30 protein-coding genes and 1 pseudogene are annotated in these 20,572 nt (G+C 27.6%); 23 read left to right on the top strand and 8 right to left on the bottom strand.

Annotated elements, in window-relative coordinates; translation table 11 throughout:
- The first annotated feature begins 47 nt into the window (after positions 1–47).
- Together J2Z24_RS09205 and J2Z24_RS09210 are read left to right on the top strand one after the other, a co-directional pair.
- Positions 48–1,541: a sodium-dependent transporter gene (locus J2Z24_RS09205; protein ID WP_111947745.1), complete on the top strand. Its 1,494-nt coding sequence runs from the start codon at positions 48–50 to the stop codon at positions 1,539–1,541.
- A 16-nt stretch (positions 1,542–1,557) separates the two neighbouring features.
- Complete coding sequence (locus tag J2Z24_RS09210; RefSeq protein ID WP_111947746.1) at positions 1,558–1,671, top strand: MetS family NSS transporter small subunit; 114 nt, start codon at positions 1,558–1,560, stop codon at positions 1,669–1,671.
- Positions 1,672–1,813: 142 nt separating this feature from the next.
- Here the strand turns inward: J2Z24_RS09210 and J2Z24_RS09215 are convergent, their stop codons facing one another.
- From J2Z24_RS09215 to J2Z24_RS09235, 5 genes are all read right to left on the bottom strand, one after another.
- Positions 1,814–2,341, bottom strand: a complete 528-nt coding sequence (locus tag J2Z24_RS09215; RefSeq protein ID WP_035149077.1) for a GNAT family N-acetyltransferase — start codon at positions 2,339–2,341, stop codon at positions 1,814–1,816.
- A gap of 814 nt (positions 2,342–3,155) precedes the next feature.
- A complete protein-coding gene (locus J2Z24_RS09220; protein ID WP_035149082.1) occupies positions 3,156–4,358 on the bottom strand; it encodes a hypothetical protein in 1,203 nt (400 codons plus the stop codon).
- 142 nt (positions 4,359–4,500) lie between these two features.
- Complete coding sequence (locus J2Z24_RS09225; RefSeq protein ID WP_173680102.1) at positions 4,501–5,118, bottom strand: ATP-binding cassette domain-containing protein; 618 nt, start codon at positions 5,116–5,118, stop codon at positions 4,501–4,503.
- Between the two features lie 5 nt (positions 5,119–5,123).
- The gene (locus tag J2Z24_RS09230; protein ID WP_035149085.1) at positions 5,124–6,038 is read right to left on the bottom strand and encodes a hypothetical protein; all 915 of its coding nucleotides are present in this window, start codon (positions 6,036–6,038) and stop codon (positions 5,124–5,126) included.
- Positions 6,039–6,158: 120 nt separating this feature from the next.
- On the bottom strand, positions 6,159–6,806 hold the full coding sequence (locus tag J2Z24_RS09235) for a hypothetical protein (protein WP_051593323.1): 648 nt from the start codon (positions 6,804–6,806) through the stop codon (positions 6,159–6,161).
- Between the two features lie 510 nt (positions 6,807–7,316).
- Between J2Z24_RS09235 and J2Z24_RS09240 the strand changes: the two genes are divergently transcribed.
- From J2Z24_RS09240 to J2Z24_RS09305, 14 genes and pseudogenes are all read left to right on the top strand, one after another.
- A complete protein-coding gene (locus J2Z24_RS09240; RefSeq protein WP_207657986.1) occupies positions 7,317–9,047 on the top strand; it encodes a hypothetical protein in 1,731 nt (576 codons plus the stop codon).
- Positions 9,048–9,068: 21 nt separating this feature from the next.
- Positions 9,069–9,461 carry an immunity 22 family protein gene (locus J2Z24_RS09245; RefSeq protein ID WP_035152745.1) on the top strand — a complete coding sequence of 131 codons (393 nt, stop codon included), beginning with the start codon at positions 9,069–9,071 and terminating at the stop codon, positions 9,459–9,461.
- 319 nt (positions 9,462–9,780) lie between these two features.
- On the top strand, positions 9,781–10,365 hold the full coding sequence (locus tag J2Z24_RS09250) for a hypothetical protein (RefSeq protein ID WP_146750609.1): 585 nt from the start codon (positions 9,781–9,783) through the stop codon (positions 10,363–10,365).
- A gap of 144 nt (positions 10,366–10,509) precedes the next feature.
- Positions 10,510–11,016: a hypothetical protein gene (locus J2Z24_RS09255; RefSeq protein ID WP_035149647.1), complete on the top strand. Its 507-nt coding sequence runs from the start codon at positions 10,510–10,512 to the stop codon at positions 11,014–11,016.
- Positions 11,013–11,462, top strand: a complete 450-nt coding sequence (locus J2Z24_RS09260) for a hypothetical protein (RefSeq protein ID WP_035152476.1) — start codon at positions 11,013–11,015, stop codon at positions 11,460–11,462. The genes J2Z24_RS09255 and J2Z24_RS09260 overlap by 4 nt, the downstream gene beginning before the upstream one ends.
- Before the next feature lie 498 nt (positions 11,463–11,960).
- Positions 11,961–12,110, top strand: a complete 150-nt coding sequence (locus tag J2Z24_RS09265; protein WP_156950256.1) for a hypothetical protein — start codon at positions 11,961–11,963, stop codon at positions 12,108–12,110.
- 124 nt (positions 12,111–12,234) lie between these two features.
- The gene (locus tag J2Z24_RS09270; protein ID WP_206538612.1) at positions 12,235–12,750 is read left to right on the top strand and encodes a hypothetical protein; all 516 of its coding nucleotides are present in this window, start codon (positions 12,235–12,237) and stop codon (positions 12,748–12,750) included.
- Positions 12,751–12,769: 19 nt separating this feature from the next.
- Positions 12,770–13,060 carry a hypothetical protein gene (locus tag J2Z24_RS09275; RefSeq protein ID WP_035149651.1) on the top strand — a complete coding sequence of 97 codons (291 nt, stop codon included), beginning with the start codon at positions 12,770–12,772 and terminating at the stop codon, positions 13,058–13,060.
- Positions 13,061–13,163: 103 nt separating this feature from the next.
- Positions 13,164–13,478: a hypothetical protein gene (locus J2Z24_RS21360; RefSeq protein ID WP_035152478.1), complete on the top strand. Its 315-nt coding sequence runs from the start codon at positions 13,164–13,166 to the stop codon at positions 13,476–13,478.
- Between the two features lie 125 nt (positions 13,479–13,603).
- A complete protein-coding gene (locus J2Z24_RS09285) occupies positions 13,604–13,825 on the top strand; it encodes a Com family DNA-binding transcriptional regulator (protein ID WP_035149657.1) in 222 nt (73 codons plus the stop codon).
- A gap of 165 nt (positions 13,826–13,990) precedes the next feature.
- Positions 13,991–14,299, top strand: coding sequence for a bifunctional DNA primase/polymerase (locus tag J2Z24_RS09290; RefSeq protein WP_111947751.1), 309 nt, complete (start codon positions 13,991–13,993; stop codon positions 14,297–14,299).
- A 10-nt stretch (positions 14,300–14,309) separates the two neighbouring features.
- Positions 14,310–14,477 (top strand): annotated as a pseudogene (locus J2Z24_RS09295) (IS110 family transposase); the annotation flags it as partial.
- A gap of 221 nt (positions 14,478–14,698) precedes the next feature.
- On the top strand, positions 14,699–14,893 hold the full coding sequence (locus J2Z24_RS09300) for a hypothetical protein (RefSeq protein WP_035149662.1): 195 nt from the start codon (positions 14,699–14,701) through the stop codon (positions 14,891–14,893).
- Positions 14,894–14,910: 17 nt separating this feature from the next.
- Positions 14,911–15,066 (top strand): hypothetical protein, encoded by a 156-nt coding sequence (locus tag J2Z24_RS09305; RefSeq protein WP_156950257.1) that lies wholly within the window; start codon positions 14,911–14,913, stop codon positions 15,064–15,066.
- Here J2Z24_RS09305 and J2Z24_RS21920 read toward each other — a convergent pair.
- Together J2Z24_RS21920 and J2Z24_RS21925 are read right to left on the bottom strand one after the other, a co-directional pair.
- Positions 15,012–15,236 carry a DDE-type integrase/transposase/recombinase gene (locus J2Z24_RS21920; RefSeq protein ID WP_085059117.1) on the bottom strand — a complete coding sequence of 75 codons (225 nt, stop codon included), beginning with the start codon at positions 15,234–15,236 and terminating at the stop codon, positions 15,012–15,014. The two genes, J2Z24_RS09305 and J2Z24_RS21920, sit on opposite strands and share 55 nt — an antisense overlap.
- Positions 15,218–15,370 (bottom strand): IS3 family transposase, encoded by a 153-nt coding sequence (locus tag J2Z24_RS21925; protein WP_085059118.1) that lies wholly within the window; start codon positions 15,368–15,370, stop codon positions 15,218–15,220. The genes J2Z24_RS21920 and J2Z24_RS21925 overlap by 19 nt, the downstream gene beginning before the upstream one ends.
- A 234-nt stretch (positions 15,371–15,604) precedes the next feature.
- Between J2Z24_RS21925 and J2Z24_RS09320 the strand changes: the two genes are divergently transcribed.
- The 3 genes from J2Z24_RS09320 to J2Z24_RS09330 are packed head-to-tail and all read left to right on the top strand — an operon-like array spanning position 15,605 to position 16,283.
- A complete protein-coding gene (locus tag J2Z24_RS09320) occupies positions 15,605–15,826 on the top strand; it encodes a DUF1659 domain-containing protein (protein WP_035149664.1) in 222 nt (73 codons plus the stop codon).
- Positions 15,827–15,839: 13 nt separating this feature from the next.
- Entirely contained in the window at positions 15,840–16,058 is a 219-nt protein-coding gene (locus J2Z24_RS09325; RefSeq protein ID WP_035149666.1) for a DUF2922 domain-containing protein, read from the top strand.
- 45 nt (positions 16,059–16,103) lie between these two features.
- A complete protein-coding gene (locus J2Z24_RS09330) occupies positions 16,104–16,283 on the top strand; it encodes a YvrJ family protein (RefSeq protein WP_035149669.1) in 180 nt (59 codons plus the stop codon).
- A gap of 10 nt (positions 16,284–16,293) precedes the next feature.
- Here the strand turns inward: J2Z24_RS09330 and J2Z24_RS09335 are convergent, their stop codons facing one another.
- Positions 16,294–16,803: a GNAT family N-acetyltransferase gene (locus J2Z24_RS09335; protein ID WP_035149671.1), complete on the bottom strand. Its 510-nt coding sequence runs from the start codon at positions 16,801–16,803 to the stop codon at positions 16,294–16,296.
- A 421-nt stretch (positions 16,804–17,224) separates the two neighbouring features.
- Between J2Z24_RS09335 and J2Z24_RS09340 the strand changes: the two genes are divergently transcribed.
- Genes J2Z24_RS09340 through J2Z24_RS09355 form a run of 4 tightly spaced genes read left to right on the top strand, consistent with a single transcriptional unit; the run spans position 17,225 to position 20,462 of the window.
- Positions 17,225–17,935 carry a LytR/AlgR family response regulator transcription factor gene (locus J2Z24_RS09340; RefSeq protein ID WP_035149673.1) on the top strand — a complete coding sequence of 237 codons (711 nt, stop codon included), beginning with the start codon at positions 17,225–17,227 and terminating at the stop codon, positions 17,933–17,935.
- A gap of 12 nt (positions 17,936–17,947) precedes the next feature.
- Positions 17,948–19,255: a sensor histidine kinase gene (locus J2Z24_RS09345; protein WP_173680103.1), complete on the top strand. Its 1,308-nt coding sequence runs from the start codon at positions 17,948–17,950 to the stop codon at positions 19,253–19,255.
- A gap of 39 nt (positions 19,256–19,294) precedes the next feature.
- Positions 19,295–20,089: a YhfC family intramembrane metalloprotease gene (locus J2Z24_RS09350; protein WP_035149674.1), complete on the top strand. Its 795-nt coding sequence runs from the start codon at positions 19,295–19,297 to the stop codon at positions 20,087–20,089.
- Positions 20,073–20,462 carry a DUF3887 domain-containing protein gene (locus J2Z24_RS09355; RefSeq protein ID WP_207714599.1) on the top strand — a complete coding sequence of 130 codons (390 nt, stop codon included), beginning with the start codon at positions 20,073–20,075 and terminating at the stop codon, positions 20,460–20,462. The genes J2Z24_RS09350 and J2Z24_RS09355 overlap by 17 nt, the downstream gene beginning before the upstream one ends.
- The last annotated feature ends 110 nt before the right edge of the window (positions 20,463–20,572 follow it).

The following is a 20,572-nucleotide window of genomic DNA, read 5'->3' on the forward strand; positions in this document are numbered from 1 at the left end:
ATATTGATATTTGAACAATTTAAATAGATCATCTAGGAGGAATAGAAATGAAAAAATCCAGAGAACAATGGGGGACAAAAGCAGGGTTCTTACTTGCAGCTATTGGCTCTGCTGTAGGACTAGGTAATATATGGAGATTTCCTTATGTAGCTTATTCAAATGGAGGGGGAGCTTTCTTAATACCATACTTTTTCGCTATATTTACAGCAGGAATACCTTTATTAATTCTTGAATATGGAATGGGACATAAATTCAGGGGATCAACACCATTAGCAATAGCAAGAGCAAATAAAAAATGGGAATGGCTTGGATGGTGGCCTATAATTAGCGCAGTTATAATATTATCATATTATTCAATGATTTTAAGTTTGGCTATGAAGTATTTAACATTGAGCTTTAAGAAATTATGGGGAAATGACACTAATAGTTATTTTTATAATGAAGTATTAAAATTATCCTCATCACCTTTTGATTTTGGTGGTATAGTTGTTCCAATACTAATAGGAATAACTTTAATTTGGCTAATTAACTGGTTTATATGTTATAAAGGAATAAAGGCTGGAATTGAAAAATTAAGCAAAGTATTGTTACCAGTTTTATTTATAATAATGATAATTATAGTAATAAAGGGAGTAACTTTAGAAGGTGCTTCTTTAGGGTTAAACACACTGTTTACACCTGATTGGCAGAAAGTTAAAGATCCTAAAGTTTGGATTGCAGCATACGGACAAGTATTTTTTTCATTAAGTATAGCTACAGGAATTATGATGACTTATTCTAGTTATCTTCCTAAAAAAACAGATATAAATAATAGTGCATTTATGACTGCTTTCGCCAACTGTGGTTTTGAATTTTTATCTGCAATAGGAGTTTTTGCAATACTTGGATTCATGGCAACAAATCAAGGAGTAGCTATTGACAAAGTTGTATCTGGTGGTATAGGACTTGCATTTATAGCATTTCCTAGAGTATTTTCTGTAATGGGTACATGGGGAAATATAATAGCTGTATTATTTTTTACTTGCTTGATATTTGCAGGGCTAACATCAGCAGTATCTTTAGTTGAAGCGATTTCCTCAGCTATAATAGATAAAACAGCATGGGAACGTAAAAAAGTAGTAACAGGGCTTTTATTGGTTGGATTCATTATAAGTCTTTCCTTTGCAACTAGAGCAGGATTATATCTATTAGACATTATGGATAACTTTATTAATAACTATGGGATAGTTGTAGTTGGATTACTAGAAACTATTTTAATAGGTTGGATTGTAAAACCTAAGACAATTCGTGAGCATACAAATTCAGTATCCTATTATAGAATAGGAAAATGGTGGGATGTAATTATTAAATGTATAAATCCAATTATTTTAACTTTCATCCTAGTGCAAAGTTTCGTAACAGAAATGCATACACCTTATGGTGGATACAATTTGAAAGCATTATTTGTCTATGGATGGGGAGTTATTCTTATAGGAATTACAGGAGCAATTTTAATAAGTAAACAACCTTGGAAAGATGATATTGATTTAAAAGTTGAATAAAGGTGTGGTGATATAGATGACATTAAGTGCAATAATATTTTTTGGTATAGGTGCAACAGTACTTTGGGGAGGATTATTGACTACTTTAATAATTTCAATGAAAAAAGATAGCTATTCAGAAAATAACTAATAGTAAATTTTATTAAAAAGAATAAGTAAAAATAAAAGCTTCAGATTAAATATTTTATTAATCTGAAGCTTTTTATATTCTATAGAAATATTTCGTAGTATAAGAATGTTGTATACTAAATGTTTTATCCATAATCTTCACATTATAGAACATATTCCAATTGACAGTCACATGGCTCTTTTTCAACATGTTTTTGATTATATTCCAATGCTTCAGTACACCCCATTGACTTGTAAAATGCCTGTGATTCCACAGCAGAGTGTGCAGAAATATATAGTTTTTTTGCCCCATGAATTTTCGCCCACTGAGCAGCCATCTGAAAAAGTTTTTTTCCTATACCGTGACCTCTCATATCTTCTGACACGTGAATAGATGAAAGGTCAAAATATTCTTGATTTTTGCCGATAAATCCATTTTCTACTGATACAAAGCCTTTCAAAGTATCCTCTAAAAATACACCATATACGATACCATCTGTTTTCAATGTGTTTTTAAGGCATTCTATGAGTTGATTATAGTCCTCCTCATTCCACTGATCTATAAATGGCACATTTTTAACAATCCACTCACCATTTATTTTTCTCCAACATTGTGTCACTTTCTGATGACGCTGAAATTTTTTAAATAACTGTCTGTGGATTTCTTCAGTTTGTAATTTCCTATATTCCATATGTTTTACCTCACTAATATAATTAATCTTCAGGTCGTAATTTTCTACGACTGTGACTTAATTTATATCAAAATTATACCATGTTTCCTATATATTTTCACAATTATATAGAAAGTATAGATATTTTTAACACTGCATTATTCCATCTTCAAAGACCATCATTCGTATTTCCTTCTTCAGCATTTACGTCGTATAATATGAAAATTGTTCATTAATTTAATCCTCATTATCTTTGATAATTTTCTTATTGGTAATATAAACGTTAATAAAACAGAGACAGGATGTAATTCCATTTAAAGCAAATAATAGAGGTGGTTTATTGCCTGATAAATTTATTATGAAAGCTAATAAAAAACAAAATCCAGAAAATAACCACAGGTTTCGTGATAGTTTTAAGTTCTTTTTCATAGAATCCCCCTAATTAATTTTGGTGCATAATATTTTACCATTATAGATTAATTATAACATATATTGTGAATACCGTATTATTCAATTTTCAAAGAACAAATTTTATTAGTTACTTCCCATTTATTTTAAATTATGAACTAACAATTTTGGTATACAAAGTTATTATGAAGAATCTTTGATTTAATGCTTAAGTTGAAAGATATTGATTCATTTTTTTAGTTTAGAGTTGAAAATTTAGATTTGAAAGTTAAACTTTTCTGTATGCAAAGGTAAGTAAATATAACGAAAAATTAACCAGCACCCATAAGAGTACTGGTTAATCATATATTTTCTAAAGTATCTAATTCATCATTTTTGGAGTAAAATATTTAATTTCTTCAATACAAAATTTCTTTAATTATATAATCTATTCAAATTCTTTACTGTATTTCAATAAAAATAAAATGTCATTTTTTACAATCTTTTTTATTAAAGTTATTCTGATTATTAAAGTTATTATAAATAATATAGATGCTTCAACTATTGTGATTAATGGAAATACAGATAAATTGTTAAAGCAAATAATAATATTAAATACGGATACTAAAGCAAATACTATTATTAATAATTTATATAATGTATGACTATAAATAGAATATATATTATTTTCACTATATCCAAAAAATTTTAATACGCCTATGTCCTTTTGCTGAGATTTTAAATAATTTTTATAAGTTAAAACAATATAAATAATACTTAAAGTTATAATTATAATTAGAATAACATTATATAATATATTTGATTTAAACAAATCAACACCAAAATTTTCAAATGAATCGAAAGCATAAGTTATAGAAAAGTTACTATTCTTTAGCTTATTAACTACTGAATCTATATTATATATGTTTTCTATATATACAAAAGTTTTTTCTACATCAATAAAATCATATATTTCTTTACTACTAAGATCTATACTACTTTTATTATTGAACATTAGATTAAGGATTTTTAAAAATGTTTTTTGGTTTGAAAACATTATTGGAAGATTACCAGCACTAGTAAAGAAGAAACTTTCAATAATTTTATTTTTTATTAAATTTTTACTGCTTTTTACTTCATATGTTTTTTCGCTATATGTTTTAGAAATTACATCACCATTACTAGTAAACTCAATATTAGGAATAATTAATGGTATTTCATTCATAGCTAAATCAGAATATAAAACATCATCACGTAATAAAAAATCATTATTCGTTATATATGAAAAGTTATCATCTAATGCATATATAATAATCCCTTTTTCATTTTTGGCATTTATAATACCACTAGACAGTTTAAATATAGAAGATACCTTATAATCTTCTTTACACTCTTTTAAAATGGCATTTATTTGTTCCAAATCTTTCTTTTTGAGTTTTTTAAAAGCATTATTATCTATTTTACCTTCGATTTTAATTATATGGGAATTTTTGTTATTATAAAAATTTTTAGTATTATTAGAACGATTAAAAACATAGAAGAATAAATATGATGAAATAATTATAAACATCAAAAAAAATATTAAAATCATTCTATAATAAGTTTTAATAGATTTTTTTATAATTATATTATTAATTTTATTGTATTTCATATTTATATCCATTCCTTTCGTTTGGACAAGACATTATGAAAAAATTCGGCCTTAATTTTCTTTTTTTGAAATTGGTAGCATATAAAGTGAGAAAAATCTTTTAAGACCATTATGATGTCATCATATGAATGGATAATTCTTGCTATTCTTTTTCATCTATTATAGCTCCATTCAACAGAACCAAATTTTTAGTTTTTGATTTAAAATCAATATGACTATGACTAGATATTATTATTATTTTATTATTTAATAACTTATCTTCAATATATAAAATTATTTGATTAATACTATCTTCATCTAAGTTTGCAACTGGTTCATCTAGTAGTAACACATTGGATTTATTTAATGATAGTAGTAATAATTCCAATTTCCTTTTTTGGCCACCTGATAAGCAAGAAACTTGTTTATTTAACAAATTACTTGAAAGCCCAATGTCATTAGTATTCTTAATAATAAATTCATTAAAATCTTTTTCATTGAATTGGTTATTTAAGATATATTTGATATAAATATTGTCTTTAACTGTTAAATTATTAAATAAAATTGTTTCTTGCATCATATAGGATATTTGAGCATCTTCCTTACAAATATCACCACTATCGGGTTTTATGTATCCTGCTATTAAATTTAATAAAGTAGTCTTGCCAATACCACTTTTGCCCTTTATTAAATATACTCCATCATTGAAGCAGTAATTTAAATTCTCAAATATGGTAGTTTCACCATATTTTAAGAATACATTTTTTAAGGTTATATACACTTGATTCACTCTCCTATTGTCAACTTATATATATTATTATTACAATATATATATAATAGATTATCTTTTACTTCAAAGTTAATAGGATATTTGAATTTATCGATTATTTTCTTAGTTTTTATATCCATTACACTACAAATCATATCATTATTTGAGTCGGAGTACATTTGAATCAATAAGTTTTTTACAAAAAAGTTTTCATACTTTTTATCAAAGGATTGATCGTCATTAAAAATTTTATCCTTACTTGAAAAATATAATTTATTATCAATATTATATAGCTCTCGAGTTTCCAAATCACTTTTCACAATCTTTGCTTTTTTCTCTCCTTCATTGCTTAAATCTATAGAATAAACAGAGTAGCTTTCTTTATTAGGATTACATACAGTATAATACATAAAACCATTTATAATAATGCCAGATGTGATTAGATCATTTGTATTTAGTATAGTATGTATTTTATTGTTTTTATCAAACGTAAATATAGTACGCTTTATATTTTTAGTATTTTTCTCATCTTCGTACATGACATAATAGAAGTTATTATTATCATTAGCTAATGGAAAGAAACAATCATTATTATTATTTAAATCAAAAATTTTACGTATACTTTTTCTGTTCTCATCAACTTTTAATAAGACAAAACCATTTTCTATACTATGACCACTTACAACATACTTACTTTCATTATTAAATACATATTGGAATAAGTTGTCCTTTGGGTATAAAGGCCTCCATTCACAACGATTTTTATCGTAAATTCCTAATTTTTCCTCAGGAATATTGTATAAAAAAATTTCGTTTTTATTTAATTCTTGATGGTTATATTGAATGGCATTACTATTAACACTTTCATTATTACATGCTGAACATATAACAATGAAAAAAATAATAAAAAGAAAAAACAATTTTTTTTTCATAAACAAATCCTCTTTAATATAAAAATAATATACAGGCATATTATTTTTAAATTGCATTTATTTTTGTATTAACATATTTTATACATGAAAATTATTTTGCCTGAAAGCAAGAAACTTAAATTAGCAACCTGACTGTAAGCTATATGGTTTAGCATCGCCTCTTAATTTTAGCTTTGATGTATGAACTATACTTACTTCGTATTGATATAAATCTCTGTCAGGAGAAACTGTAAAATTAGATTGTTCATAAGTTGCTTTAGTTCCATTTGTGTTTGTCCATGTTTTTTTAGGTGATGTAACATTTTGCCATGTAGATGATACACCTGCTGATATTGAACTACTACTGCCAAGTGTTGTATTTAATGTCAATGTTGCTGAGCTTCTTAATTTTGCAGTGGTATACCATTCTGAAGATATTTTTTCAACTGTAGAATTGCCATCGTATTTGGAATAGATATAATAACGGAAGCTTCTTACATTACCACTTAAATCTCCATATCTTTGTCTTTCTGCATGGGAATATAGTTTTCCACGATCTGCGGTAGGGATTGGAGAAGGATCAGAAAAATAATAGTATTCATCACTTCTTGGTACTATTTTTATCGTTCCATCGTAACCATCAGAAGACTCTCCTGTATCCTCAACAGAACCTTCTTTACTTGTAACAATTGTATTGTTAGTATCCAAGATTTCATCTTCTGCATAAACATTAAATGGCATAAGTAATAATAATGAACTAAGTACTACACTGAATATTTTTCTTTTCAAAATTTACACAACCCTTCTAATTAACTTTATGCAATTTAAATAATATGCCTGTCTGTATTGTATATAATAACATAGAATTAACATTATTACAAATTATACAAAATTATAAAAAATATACCATATAAATATGATTGTGTTGAGGAAGAGGAAATTTATTTTGAAGTATAAATGAAATTCACTATGAAATAGGTGTTAGCAGAATTGTTATTTAAACTACATAATAGTTTCATTTTATAAAAGGGATAGGAGGGATAATCTTTAGCTAATTCCAATTTTCTTATTTATCATTTTAATTGTATATGCACTTTCATAAGCTACCTAATTAAAGAAACATCAATAACTTAAAATATTCTACATTATTCCAGGAAAGATAAAGCAAACTTGACATTAATATATAGAATTATTAAAATAAAGAAAGTATATTGATATTAATGTAAAAAATAGATATATATTGTCAATTGTATTAATATTGAAATACAATAAAGCAAATGAGTATATAGGAGAATATGGATGGATTTTCAGTTAGACATTGGTGAATTAACTAATACAATAAATGAATATGAAAACTTTACAAAGATACTATCAGAACAAAAAGAAAATATTAATAAAGCAGTTAAAGAACTTACTGACTTAGGATGGTCAGGTGAAGCAAAAGATAAATTTTTAGAAAATCATATGAAAAAGCAGGAGTTTTATACAAAGCTAGAAGAAGATATAAAATATATGAAAAGTGCTTTAGAAAATGGTGAAAAACCAAAAGCAGTTCAATTAAAAAAGCGTAGCGAGGATTTTGAAAACTGTATAAAGAGGAGTGGAGGAGCAGCCCTTACAAGTGACGATATGGGAGTTATTTCACTTCAATATGGGGGACAATTTCCAATAAATAATAATGTCAATGAATGTACAAACGATTATTATAGAAGGATGAATTCTAAATTTGAAGAAATACTAAGTTTGGTAAATAGTCTAACTTTTACATCATTTCCCATTACAGGGGATGTTTTAAATGCAGAAAACTCACTTAGAGATCAAACAATGAGTTTGACAGAGTTTAATAATTCATTTAATGTATATTGTAGTGGCGTAAGAGCTATGGAAGACAATATATGTTCAGTATTTGGAAAAATATCTGGAGTAACTGAAGGAATATCTAAGTTTAGAGATGTTTCTATTATTTCAGAAAATGGACAAGTAGATAAAAATGAAGTAAGACAATTAATGTTGAAAAATCCTAATAATTTGACTAATGAGGAAAAAGAGCTATTATCATATGTAGAAAAAGTATTAGGTAAAGATGAGTATGTTGAATTAAAAAAGTTAGCAATGAAGGAAAATAATGATTCGAGTTTTTGGGAACCGGTATGGGATTTTGAAGAAGGTGTAGATAATTTCTTAGCACAACATTTCAATAATCCTTTTGGGAAGTTTATGAGTAGGATTTCTATAACAGCAGGAAATGTGGTAACTTGTGGCAATGGTTCAAAAGAAGTAGCTGATACTGGAAGTCCAGCAGCTGATAAAATTGCTGATATAATAGGTGTATGTGGTGGAGTTTTATTTAACCCAGAAGCTGGACTTGAAGGTTCAATAGGCATGGTAAACGGGGTTAAAGGCTTTCATGGTTTTTTAGCAAGAAAAATTGAAAATATAGGATGCAAAGCAAAATATAGTTTTGAAGATATGGGACAGTACATAAGGTCAGTATTATATGAACAACATCAATATGCATTACCTAATGGAGGAAAAATAAATACTTCAGAAGATTTGTTTAAGTTTGCTAAAGGTGAAGGTAAGGGAGCGGGTAAAGCTGTTGAGTTAACTGCAAAAGATATTCCAAGCGCCAAAAGTGGGCAATTTAATCAGTTTTTTAATTCATTAACTACTGAAGAATTAGATGAGCTATGGAAAAATAAAAGCATAAGAAAGAAAATAGAGAGAGAGTTAAGAGCACCAGGAGGATTACATGAGTGGCATTTAGTATCACAAGCACCAAAATTCAAATATTGGGATGTAAGTGCTGAACAAATAAAAGATTTGAGGTCTGTAATTTCCGATGTTAAATTTAAAAATCCTAGTGGTCAACATGGAGGATTAGGGTCAACTAAAGCACATAATGAGTTAATAAGTATAATTGAGTCATCAAATGATTACAATTCATTTATAAGAAGATTAAATAACTGGGCTAATTATAGATTAGAAGGTGGAATAAATTCATTACCAGAAGGATTAAGATTAAAGTAGATTAGAGAGGAGAAAATAAGTATGGAAAAAGAAGGCGTAGTTTCATTATGGATAGGAAATACTAAGTCAAATAAATTTTTAAATGACTATATGGAAATGAAATATACAGAAGAAGGAGAATGGGAACCATCAGAATTTTTAAATGACTTTAATATTGACATGGATGATGTTGAAGAAGACTTCATTGAAAAAGTAAGATATGAAGAAGTAAGTGATGATTTAGAGTGTTTGCTGTCAGGATGTTCATATGAAGATGTTGTTATACCAAATATAAAAAAGAATGTAGGAAATATAGGGGGAAAAAATATTAATACAGTGATTTTAGTTTATAACTTAGAATATTCTGGTGACAAGGTAACTGTAAATAACGGTACATATAGTATGGAGTATATATGTACTGTAGAATATCAATAAAACTCAACACAAAATTAGTTAATATTTAACTGCATAAAATTAATAATAAAATAAATATAATAAATTTAATAAAAGAATTTAAGTAATTGAATGTATAATTATCATAATGCAGTAAGATGTAACAAAAGTAAAAACTAAATACAGCAAAGAAGCAGTAAAGGCTAACGTTAAAAAAGGCGTTAGCCTTTTTTTATGTATAAAAGGCAAGCTCGCTTACATCTGGCAAAGGGGTCAGACCCTACCCGAAACACTTCAATATGGAGGACAATTTCCAATAAATAATAATGTTAATGAATGTACAAACGATTATTATAGAAGGATGAATTCTAAATTTGAAGAAATACTAAGTTTGGTAAATAGTCTAACTTTTACATCATTTCCCATTACAGGGGATGTTTTAAATGCAGAAAACTCACTTAGAGATCAAACAATGAGTTTGACAGAGTTTAATAATTCATTTAACGTATATTGTAGTGGCGTAAGAGCTATGGAAGACAATATATGTTCAGTATTTGGAAAAATATCTGGAGTAACTGAAGGAATATCTAAATTTAGAGATGTTTCTATTATTTCAGAAAATGGACAAGTAGATAAAAATGAAGTAAGACAATTAATGTTAAAAAATCCAGGAGAGTTAACAGCAGAAGAAAAGCAAATACTAGAATATGCAAAAATTGTTTTAGGAGAAGATGAATATAAGAAAATAAAAGAAACTGTATTTACATATGAAGAAGCAGGGAAATACATTAAATGTAATATTCTAGGAATTTATGTAGGACTTAAGACATATTTTGCAAATGAGATATCTAATTTGCCTAAGCAAATAGTTTATCCGATGACTACCCACTCTAATACTTCCATCTTTTTCAAAGTTGGAGTAAAGAGTGGCTATGTCCCTGGATAACGAGTTCTAAGGAGTAAAACTCCTAAGAACTCTGTTTATAAAAAAGATGGATATACTTATATTTACGATTTAATAGAATGTCCTCCACCTACATTTTATGGGGTAGAACTTCCTAATGATGATATAGTAACAAAAGATGGTGGAGTGATTAGCAATAAATTATATGGTTATAAACTTGTTTATACTAATGAACCAGTGGTATTAACAGGGACTGTTTCCGTTTCGCCTATAAAGTGGAAAGGTAAAGCTAAAATTATTAAAGGTAGAGGTAGTGTAGTTAAGGCTAGCTACGAGAAGTCAATAGATTTTTCAAATGTTAAAGTTAAAGATTTTATTGATAACCCTAAAATTTTCAAGGGGAAATCAGCTAAAGAAATAGCACAAATGTTAGAAGAATCAGGATATGAAGTAGAAGTTGTTGCGTCTAAAAGATCAAGATCAGGAGCTCAAATTATAAAAATTAAAAATTCAGGGGAAGGAAAAAATATTTCACAAGTTCAAGTTTCATCAGGTGGAGGCAGGCATGGTGAAAATCCATATGTAAAAGTCAGCACAACTGATGAAGGAAGAATAAAAATTATAGATGGTCCAGAAAGTACATACAAAACAAATGGAGATGAAAAATCAACAATTATTTTTACAGAGGAGTGATAATTATTAATAATATAATAATACCAATGATAGGTGTTGGTAAATATAAGTTAAACAGTTGCATAAAAGAGTATTATAATGATATAAAAAAGTATTCAATTGAAAAAGATATGTTATTAATAGGAGAGTTTATAATAAGATATAATATCAATAATAAACTTTATCTATTTTTCAATATTAATAATGGGAAACTATTCAAGATAAGTATATTAAATAATGATATAGGACAAATGGAGAATGGAATATGTATAGGAATGCATATTAATGAAGTATTAAGAATTGAACCACAACTTACTTATGATGATTTTGAAGAGATATATAGTATGAAAGGTGTTGCAATCGAAACAAATCCATGTAATGATACGGTGGAATGTATTACAATATATATTGAGTATAATGAGGATTTGCAAGATGAATGTGAAAAATTTGAAAAAGGTGAATGGTAATAATAGTTTATACTAGTAAAATATGTATAAAAATTTTTGATAAAAATGAAATTTCAAAATATAAAAAGAACAATTTTTTCTAATACTATTTATAAAATTCAGTATGGGAAATTTGGTAACTTTATAAAGAAGACCAGTAATGAATTATATGACTATTTAGATTTAAACCAGTATATTATAATCACGATAAATTATGTAATAGAAGTAATATCCCAGTGGGGACCGAGCATTGAAGTACTAAAAAATAAAGTATAAACTATAATAAAATCTTGTATTTTAATATCTAATTTTTTGATATTAAGATTGATTGATATTATTTGAATTCAGGTAAAGAGTACAACTATAACTTATTATGTAATATTAATAATGCAATGAAAATGTGAAATGAACTAGCTGAAATTTAAGTAGGCTGGTTTATTATTTTTTAGTAGTTAACATATGCAAGTAGCTAATAAAGGATTTACTAGCTAATTAACCCTAGATCCTTTTGGGAAGTTTATGAGTAGGATTTCTATAACAGCAGGAAATGTGGTAACTTGTGGCAATGGTTCAAAAGAAGTATTTGATACTGGAAGTCCAGTAGCTAATCAAATTGCTGATATAATAGGTGTATGTGGTGGAGTTTTATCCGATGACTACCCACTCTAATACTGGTCTTTTTCAAAGTGGGAGTAAAGAGTGGGGACGTCCCTGGATAACGATTTCTAAGGAGTAAAACTCCGAAGAACTCTGTTTATTTAACCCAGAAGCTGGACTTGAAGGTTCAATAGGCATGGTAAACGGGGTTAAAGGCTTTCATGGTTTTTTAGCAAGAAAAATTGAAAATATAGGATGCAAAGCAAAATATAGTTTTGAAGATATGGGACAGTACATAAGGTCAGTATTATATGAACAACATCAATATGCATTACCTAATGGAGGAAAAATAACTACTTCAGAAGATTTGTTTAAGTTTGCTAAAAGTGAAGGTAATATAGCTAAGGGTGCGGGTAAGGCTGTAAATAACATGTCCGAATTCTTTAAAACAGAATTTGGAGGTACAATAAAAAATGGATTAAACAAGACGAAGCAACAATTCCAAGGTCAATCTATTTATGAAGTTACTAATAAAATTGATAGTCCGTATTTAAAGAAGGGGGATCAGTTATATCTAGATAATTTGCATAAAGACCATATAGAAGTATTTGATAAGAGAGGAAATGCTAAAGCTGTTCTTAATTTAGATGGAACATTAAATGTATCCAAAACTGAAAGTGCATTAAAAGAAGGAAGAAAAATAGGAAAATAGAAGAATGGAGAATATTTATATGAAAGAGATGATTAGTACATTACAAATACTAGAACAATTAAATAAAAGTAGAGATAATATTATATATACAGATAAGGAAATAGATGAAGAAAAAGAAAATATTAAAGAAATGAAAGAAATTTATTTAAGGTTGAAGAAAGTTTTAGAGGAACTTGGCAATATGTCTGACAAAGAAGAAGATATTATTGTTGAACAATTAATTCAGTTACATTTGGTATACTCTGATTTTGTATGGCAGTATGATCAAATGCATGATATGATAAAAAAAATGATAAAATTGTATAGATAAATATCTACAATATGAAAGAACTCACACATTTGAGGATAGTAACATTAGGTGTGTAGATATTATAAACATCAGACTAACCAAAGATTGCCCACAAGTATCCTTAATGGATGAAACTGTAAAGGCTCTTGGTATATCAAGAAATGAAATGATTGTAAGGGCAATAACTATGATGGTGAACTTTGACACTACATTTTACAAGAAACTTGAGAAGTATAGTGAAAATGTAAGAGTACCAATGCATCTAGCAATCCAAAATACTATTATCAAAAGATGGGCACAGGATAATGCTAAAAAAACTGTTTGGGGAACTAACAAAGATTTATTATTGGAATTTGCCTACAATGAAGATGGAGTTGTTACTACAAAGGAACTATATGAAATGATTTATAAAATGACCTTTGAGGAAGAAACGAAATAAAGATTTAGATTACTTCAAGAGGATATTAATCATGGCATAGAATTAAGAGGAGAAGACAAAAACTTTTTATGAAGAATTCAAACCTAAGTATGGTTATAAGCCAAAGATGGAAAGAGAAAGTTTAAATGAAGGAAGTGCATTTTGGGAAGGTGAAGATGATGGAGAAAAGTAATAAAGAGAAACCTATAAGATGTCCACATTGTAACCAAAGACTTCTTGATGCAGAATACGTTGTTGGCACTATAAAGTGTCCTAGATGTAGAAATATTATAAGATTAAAGGAAATTCCTATTAGGAGTAACTTAGAAGAACTAAACCATAGATTTTCAGTTAACAAGGTAGGTTAAAAATGAATAGAGAGCATAGAGTCAAAAGGAGCCGATTTATGAGCTACCGCCGAGCCTAGCAGATAATCTTTTAAAGAGATTGTTTGTTAGGTTTTTTATTTTACTCAAAAATGAGTAAAAGGTATATTGGTTTCCAAAAAGTGGCCAAGGAAAGGAGGAATATGAGTGAACAATGATATTTTAGATATGGCTTTAAGATATGCAGATATAAAAATACCAGTAATGCCACTGCATGGCATTAAAGAAGATGGCTCTTGCACCTGTAGAAATGGTAGTAAATGCTCCAGTAAAGGCAAGCACCCTATCTTTAGTAGATGGAGTAAGATAGCAACTACTGATAAAGCAATAATTACAAAATGGTGGAGTAAATATCCTAGTGCCAATATTGGTATTCCAACAGGAAAAAAGAGTGGGTGGTTAGTTTTAGATATTGATACTAAATATAATGAAAAAGGTATCAAAGTATTGCACTAATGGTACAAAACCAGTATTTCATGAATACTTCCAAAGAAAAATAGGAGAAGGCAAAACAAAGCCACAAGCACTGGTTTCTATAATGAGAAGGCTTGTTAACATAGTTTATGGAATGCTTAAAAACAAGACAGAATATAGAGTTCCACAACTACCAAACAATGTGGACAATATGGTATAATTCGAAAATAATCAAGAGAAAATTCAAGTATCGGCAAGACAGTAATTTTTAAAAAGAGAATAGGGAGCGACGGATAAATATAGGGCTTTGGTGTTTATGCTAAGGGGGCGGCTGAAGCTGCCGATAAGATTCCTTCAATTAGTGATGATATTATTGAAGGATTAAAGAATGCTAAAATCCAATACAAGAAAAGTCCAATAACAGGTGAAATGGAACCTTATATGAAACAATATCAAATAGATGATAATTATAAAGCAGTTATGAGGAGAGATATAGGTGATTTTTCTCATGGGGATGCAAATCATTGGAAGCTGGAAATTCAGACGTTAAAGGGAAATTTAAGGTATCACTTACACATTTATATTGATGATGCTGGTAATGTTATAAATACTGGAGAGTATATTCCAAAGAAATAATATATAGGAGGTTTTAAATGGAAACTAATTATATTTCTATTCCACTTTATAGAGTTAATAGAAATGAGATGACTACAAACGTTGGCGAAATACAAGTATATGGAAAGGATATAATTTCTCAGAACTGTGAAATTTGCTTAGAAATGAGTAAGGAAGCTTTAGTTGGTTTCTGAAGCCTTACGGCGTTTTTTATAGCCTGCAGAGCTAATGAGGTATCAATAAACTTAGACATAGAATATCCAATTATCTTTCTACTATACAAATCCATAACTGAAGCTAAATAACACCAACCGTCTTTAATTGTATGTATATAAGTGATGTCTGTTACCCACTTTTCGTTGATAGTAGTTTCTTCATTAAACGTTGAGTTCTCTTTAAACTAATAGTTATACCTAATGCTTTTAGTGATTTATTTATTTTTGGTGATCCATAGCGATTTTTACTCACTTTGTGAATATTTATGATTTCTTTTTCTATCTTTTTATTTTCTAATTCTCGATTGCTTGGCTTCTTATTTAGGTACTGAGCTCCTAGACCCCTTTAAAACTTTACACATGAGCTTAATATTATGATATTTCTTGTTATTAGTAATGAAATCAAATACAGTAGTTATTTCCTTGCGAATATGCCCATAACTTTTTTTAATTTTTACCGCAAATTTATCAGTAAGGTCATATATATAGGTGAAAACAAAATAAAGGAGGGGTTAAAATGGCTGTTATGGCAGACAAGTATGGATCTAGTTTAGTTCTAGAATTAGTAACCGGACAGGATGAGAAAGGAAATGAGAAAACTAAGAACAAGTCAATATCTAAAATAAGTGTCAATGCAACAGATGAGGACTTATATGCTGTTGGACAGGCTATATCAGAAGTGCTTATGTATCCTATGGCAGCAGTAAGAAGAATTGACAAGAGCATATTATTAGGTTAAAGGAGGATAAATCATGGAAAAGAAATTAATTATGAAATTTAAAGACAACTTAGACAAAAAGGTGCCTATTACTATTACTGAAATAAAAGAGGATATAACTAAAGAGGAAGTAGTAGCCTTAATGGATACCATATTACAAAAACATCAGGTGTTTGACCTTAAAGCTCCACTAGTAGCTAAAGTGTCAGCAGATATAGAAGATAAAACTGTTAATGAAATTTACACAGCTTAGTTTAGTATGTGCTCTGTACTCTTAAAAAAAGGTGGTGGGAATACTTTGTATGACGAATTAATTATGCTTATAAGTAATTTAGGATTCCCCGCAGCAGTAAGTATATATCTTTTAGTAAGGGTAGAGAAAAAGCTTGATGATTTAACTGAAGCTTTTTCAGAGTTTACTAAAGTTTTAATTACCATGTTAAGAACTAAAAGAAGTGAGGAACTCATTAAAAGATGAGTTCCTCACTCTATTTAATAAATTCCCAGTAAATTAATTCATTGTCTCTATTAACTTCTTTCAGTCCAGCTTTTTCTAATATTCTAGCAGAAGGTTTGTTGCTAATTAGACACTCAGCTTTAATAACCTTAACGCTTTCTTGAAAGTTTAACCAATTCATAATAGCATTTAAAGATTCAGAACCGAAACCTTTTACTCTTTCATGTTCTACTAATCCAAATCCAACTTCAACTTCGCCATTTTCATTAGGTTTTCCATGGAAACCTATATCTCCAATTATTCTCTTATTGGCTTTGTCTACTATCATCCAAGTTTCAAATCCAGTAGGTATTTTACTCTTTTCTAATGAATTATTTATAATAGGCAAAATATCCATTGTATCTTCTGTAGGCCATTTTTTATCGCATTTAATTCCAAGGTTCTCAATTTCTTTACTATTTCCCTTTAGTAAAGATTTAGTTATTTCCAATGTTATAGGGATTAATATTAACCTATTTGTGTATATGTTTTTTAAATTCATCTTAATTTCCACCTTTCAATATAAAGAATAACATATAGAAATAAAGGTGGATTAATACCTGTAAATTTAACTTAAGTAATAAACCACCTTATTTCCATTTATAAAACTTTTCATAAAACCAACTCCTATTATAATTCATTTTAAAGGGATACAAATACAATATATGCATCCTTTTGTACAAATTGTATTATATATATAATCAAATGTAAATAGGTTGTACTTAAAACTAATGCAGTAAAGAAAGGTAAATATCACTATTACAAGGAATAAGCTCTGCCAATCAATAAAACACTACAAAATATGTATCTTATGTATTAAAAACTGTACCTTATGCAACATATATTGTAATAAAATTTTCTAAATAATATAATTAAATTGAGCTCGGAAAATAGATAAAATAAATTGTGTGTGGAGAAAGTATATGATTAATATTGCAATATGTGATGATGATGAAAGTGTTATAAATCAAATTAAAAAATATATAGAAGAATATGATGCATGCAAGAGTATAATAAGTATCTACAATTGTGGAGAAGAATTATTAGGTGAAAGAAAGAAGTTTCATGTGATATTTTTAGATATTGATATGGTAGGAATAGATGGAATTGAAACTGCAAAAAGAATAAGAAAATATGATAAAACTGTAAAAATAATTTATATTACAAATTTCGCTGACTATGTAAACTTAGCCTTTCAGGTTCATGCTTTTGGGTATTTGAACAAGCCTATTAAAAAAGAGCAGATATATACTCAATTAAATGAGGCTATTGCATATTCAGAGGATAAAGAAGAAAAGGAATTAATAGAATTTATAACATTAGAGGGGGTTGTACGATTAGCTCCAAGGGATATATATTATTTTGAATATATAAACCGCAAGGTTAAAATTAAAACTTTAAATAATAATTATATGTTAAAGAAAAATATAACTACTGTTTCAAAAGATATGAAAGAATATGGATTCTTAATGCCCCATAAGAGTTTTATAGTAAATTTATTTTATGTAAAATCTATAAAAGGATATGATATTTTTATGATGGATGGAAGTATTATACCTCTGTCTCAAAAAAAATCGTCAGAGTTTAGAGAACAGTTTAATATATTTTTAGAAAATCACATTAAGAATATGTAAGGTGGGGCGGTTATGTTGAATAATTCAGTTACAATTTTAGGACAGGTAATAACATTTTTATTAGGGTTATTTTCTACTTATATAATTCTTGATTTTATGAGTAAATTTGAAAGAAATCTATATTATAAAAAACATTTTTATGTAATAGCTTATGTATTGTTTACTATAGTAATCTTAATATCTAAAATTTTTTGTGGTGAGCTTTTGAATTTAATTATAACTATAGTGGCTACATCAATAGTTGGACACTTCCTTTATAACAATAAGAAAATATATATTTTATATTACTGTATGTATATAGTAAGTTTGGTGGTTTTTCAAATTGTAGTTAATCTTATATTCTCAATAATCATCTTAAATTTTAATATTAATTTTTATAGTGCTGATATATTTCTTATAACAGCTTCTATAATAGTACAATTTGTTAATTTAAGTGTTTCAAGGTTATTTATAATATGTTATAGAAAGAAAAAAATTGAGAAGATTACGCCTGTACAGTATTTGAATTTTCTAGTGCTCCCTATATTTAGTATTTTTTATATTACTACTTTAATGATGTATATTCAAATTTATTTATCAATGGAAGATATAATTTTATTATTAACAAATATTGTTTCCATTATTGTGCTAAATATATTTATTACAAATATATTTCAATCAATATCAAAAAACAATGAGCTGAAAAATGAATTGCAGCTTTATGAGCAGCAAGCTAAAATTCAGTATGAATATTATACATCTTTAGAAAGTAAATATGAAAATTCTAGAAAAATTGTTCATGATGTAAAAAATCATTTGCAGACCATAGAGAATCTATATAAGATTAATGATAATGAAAAGGCTGAACAGTATACTGAAGACATATATAAAATATTTGATAAGCTTGGTCAAAAATATTATACAACTAACAAAGTGTTAAACATAATTATTAATGATAAAATGCAGAGAGCAGAGAATTTTAATGTAAGTTTGGATTGTAAAATAGGAGATGTAAACATAGAATTTATCAAGGACATAGATGTTACTACTATATTTTCTAATCTTTTAGATAATGCAATAGAGTGTGCCAAAGATACATTTGAGAATAAAGTTATATTTTTAAGAATTGATAAATTTAATGATTTTATTGTAATAAACATAACTAATGCTTTAGATAAACCACCTATAAAAGATAATGGAAATTTTAAATCAACCAAGAAAAATCATAGTGGCATTGGGCTACAAAATATAAAGAGGGCATTAGAAAGATATGAGGGAAACATGAGAATTGAATATGATGAAAAAGCTTTTAAAGTAAATATAGTTATTCCTAATAATTAGTATAGGTGGCTATAGGAAATATTTAAAGGAGTTGATTTCATGAAGTTTTCAATAATAATATTATGCTTTGTCATAAATATTGTTATATGTTTTGGAATACCAATAGGTTATCTTATTTACCTAATAATGAAAAAAAGATCAGGATTAAAACCATTTTTTATAGGCATTTTGGTATTCTTAATATCTCAAGTGTTTTTAAGAATACCAATTATTCAGCATGTTTTACCTAAAATAGAGTGGTACAATATTATGACTGCTTTTTATCCTATAATTTACTGTGTATTTTTAGGTGTAACTGCTGGATTATTTGAGGAAATAGGTAGATTTTTAGGCTTTAAATTAGCTCTTAAGGAAAAAAGAAGCTGGTTTGATGGATTTTCTTTTGGAATAGGACATGGTGGAATAGAAGCTATGATTATATCAGGTGTTTCTAGTATACAAAACTTATTAATATTAATTTCTTTGCATAAAGGAAGTTATGATGCTAGTAAATTTGGTATTAGTGAAGAAAAAATTAGAGAGATGTTTAAGGCAGTAACCGGTATGGATGTACTGCTTGGAGGTATTGAAAGAATATTTGCCATTATTATTCATGTTGGACTAACCTTATTGATACTATATGGAATAAATGAAAAAAAGAAAATATATTTATGGTTAGCTATATTAATTCATGGAAGTATTGATGCTATTGTTGGTATTTTATCCACATTAGGCTTTAACGTATATGTAGTTGAATTTTGGTGTGGAATTTGTGCTATAGCATTATTAATCTTTTCTATAAAAACAAGATATAAATTTAAGGGAGATGTATATAAAAATGAAGAAGTTATCTAGATTTATTGCAATAATTTTATGTATTATAGTGCTTGGAGGATGTGGTGCTAAAAAATTAAGCTCTGATTATAGTGAAGATAAGTTAAAAACTGCATCAGAGGAGATTATAAGCGATTTAGACAATGAAAAATATGATGATGTTGTGGCAAAATTTGATTCAGTCTTAAAGGATAAATTACCTGCAAGTAAGTTAAAAGAAGTATGGGGTGATTTTAAAAATCTAGGAAAGTATGATTCCATATCTAATATAGCATTTCAAGAAAAAAATAATAATGCTGTAGTTGTAGCTACAGCAAAATATGAAAAAGGTAAGATTATATTTACATTGTCTTTCAATAAAGATATGAAGTTAAATGGTATTTTTATGAAGTAGTTAATAGGGAAAAAAGAAGTGTTCTAGAAGCACTTCTTTCTTTCGTGATATTTTTGAAATGCGACACAAAAGCACCGCAGAATTCAAAATTGAATAATGCAGTGTTCTAG

Source organism: Clostridium tetanomorphum (genome assembly GCF_017873215.1).
Lineage (GTDB): Bacteria > Bacillota > Clostridia > Clostridiales > Clostridiaceae > Clostridium_AO > Clostridium_AO tetanomorphum.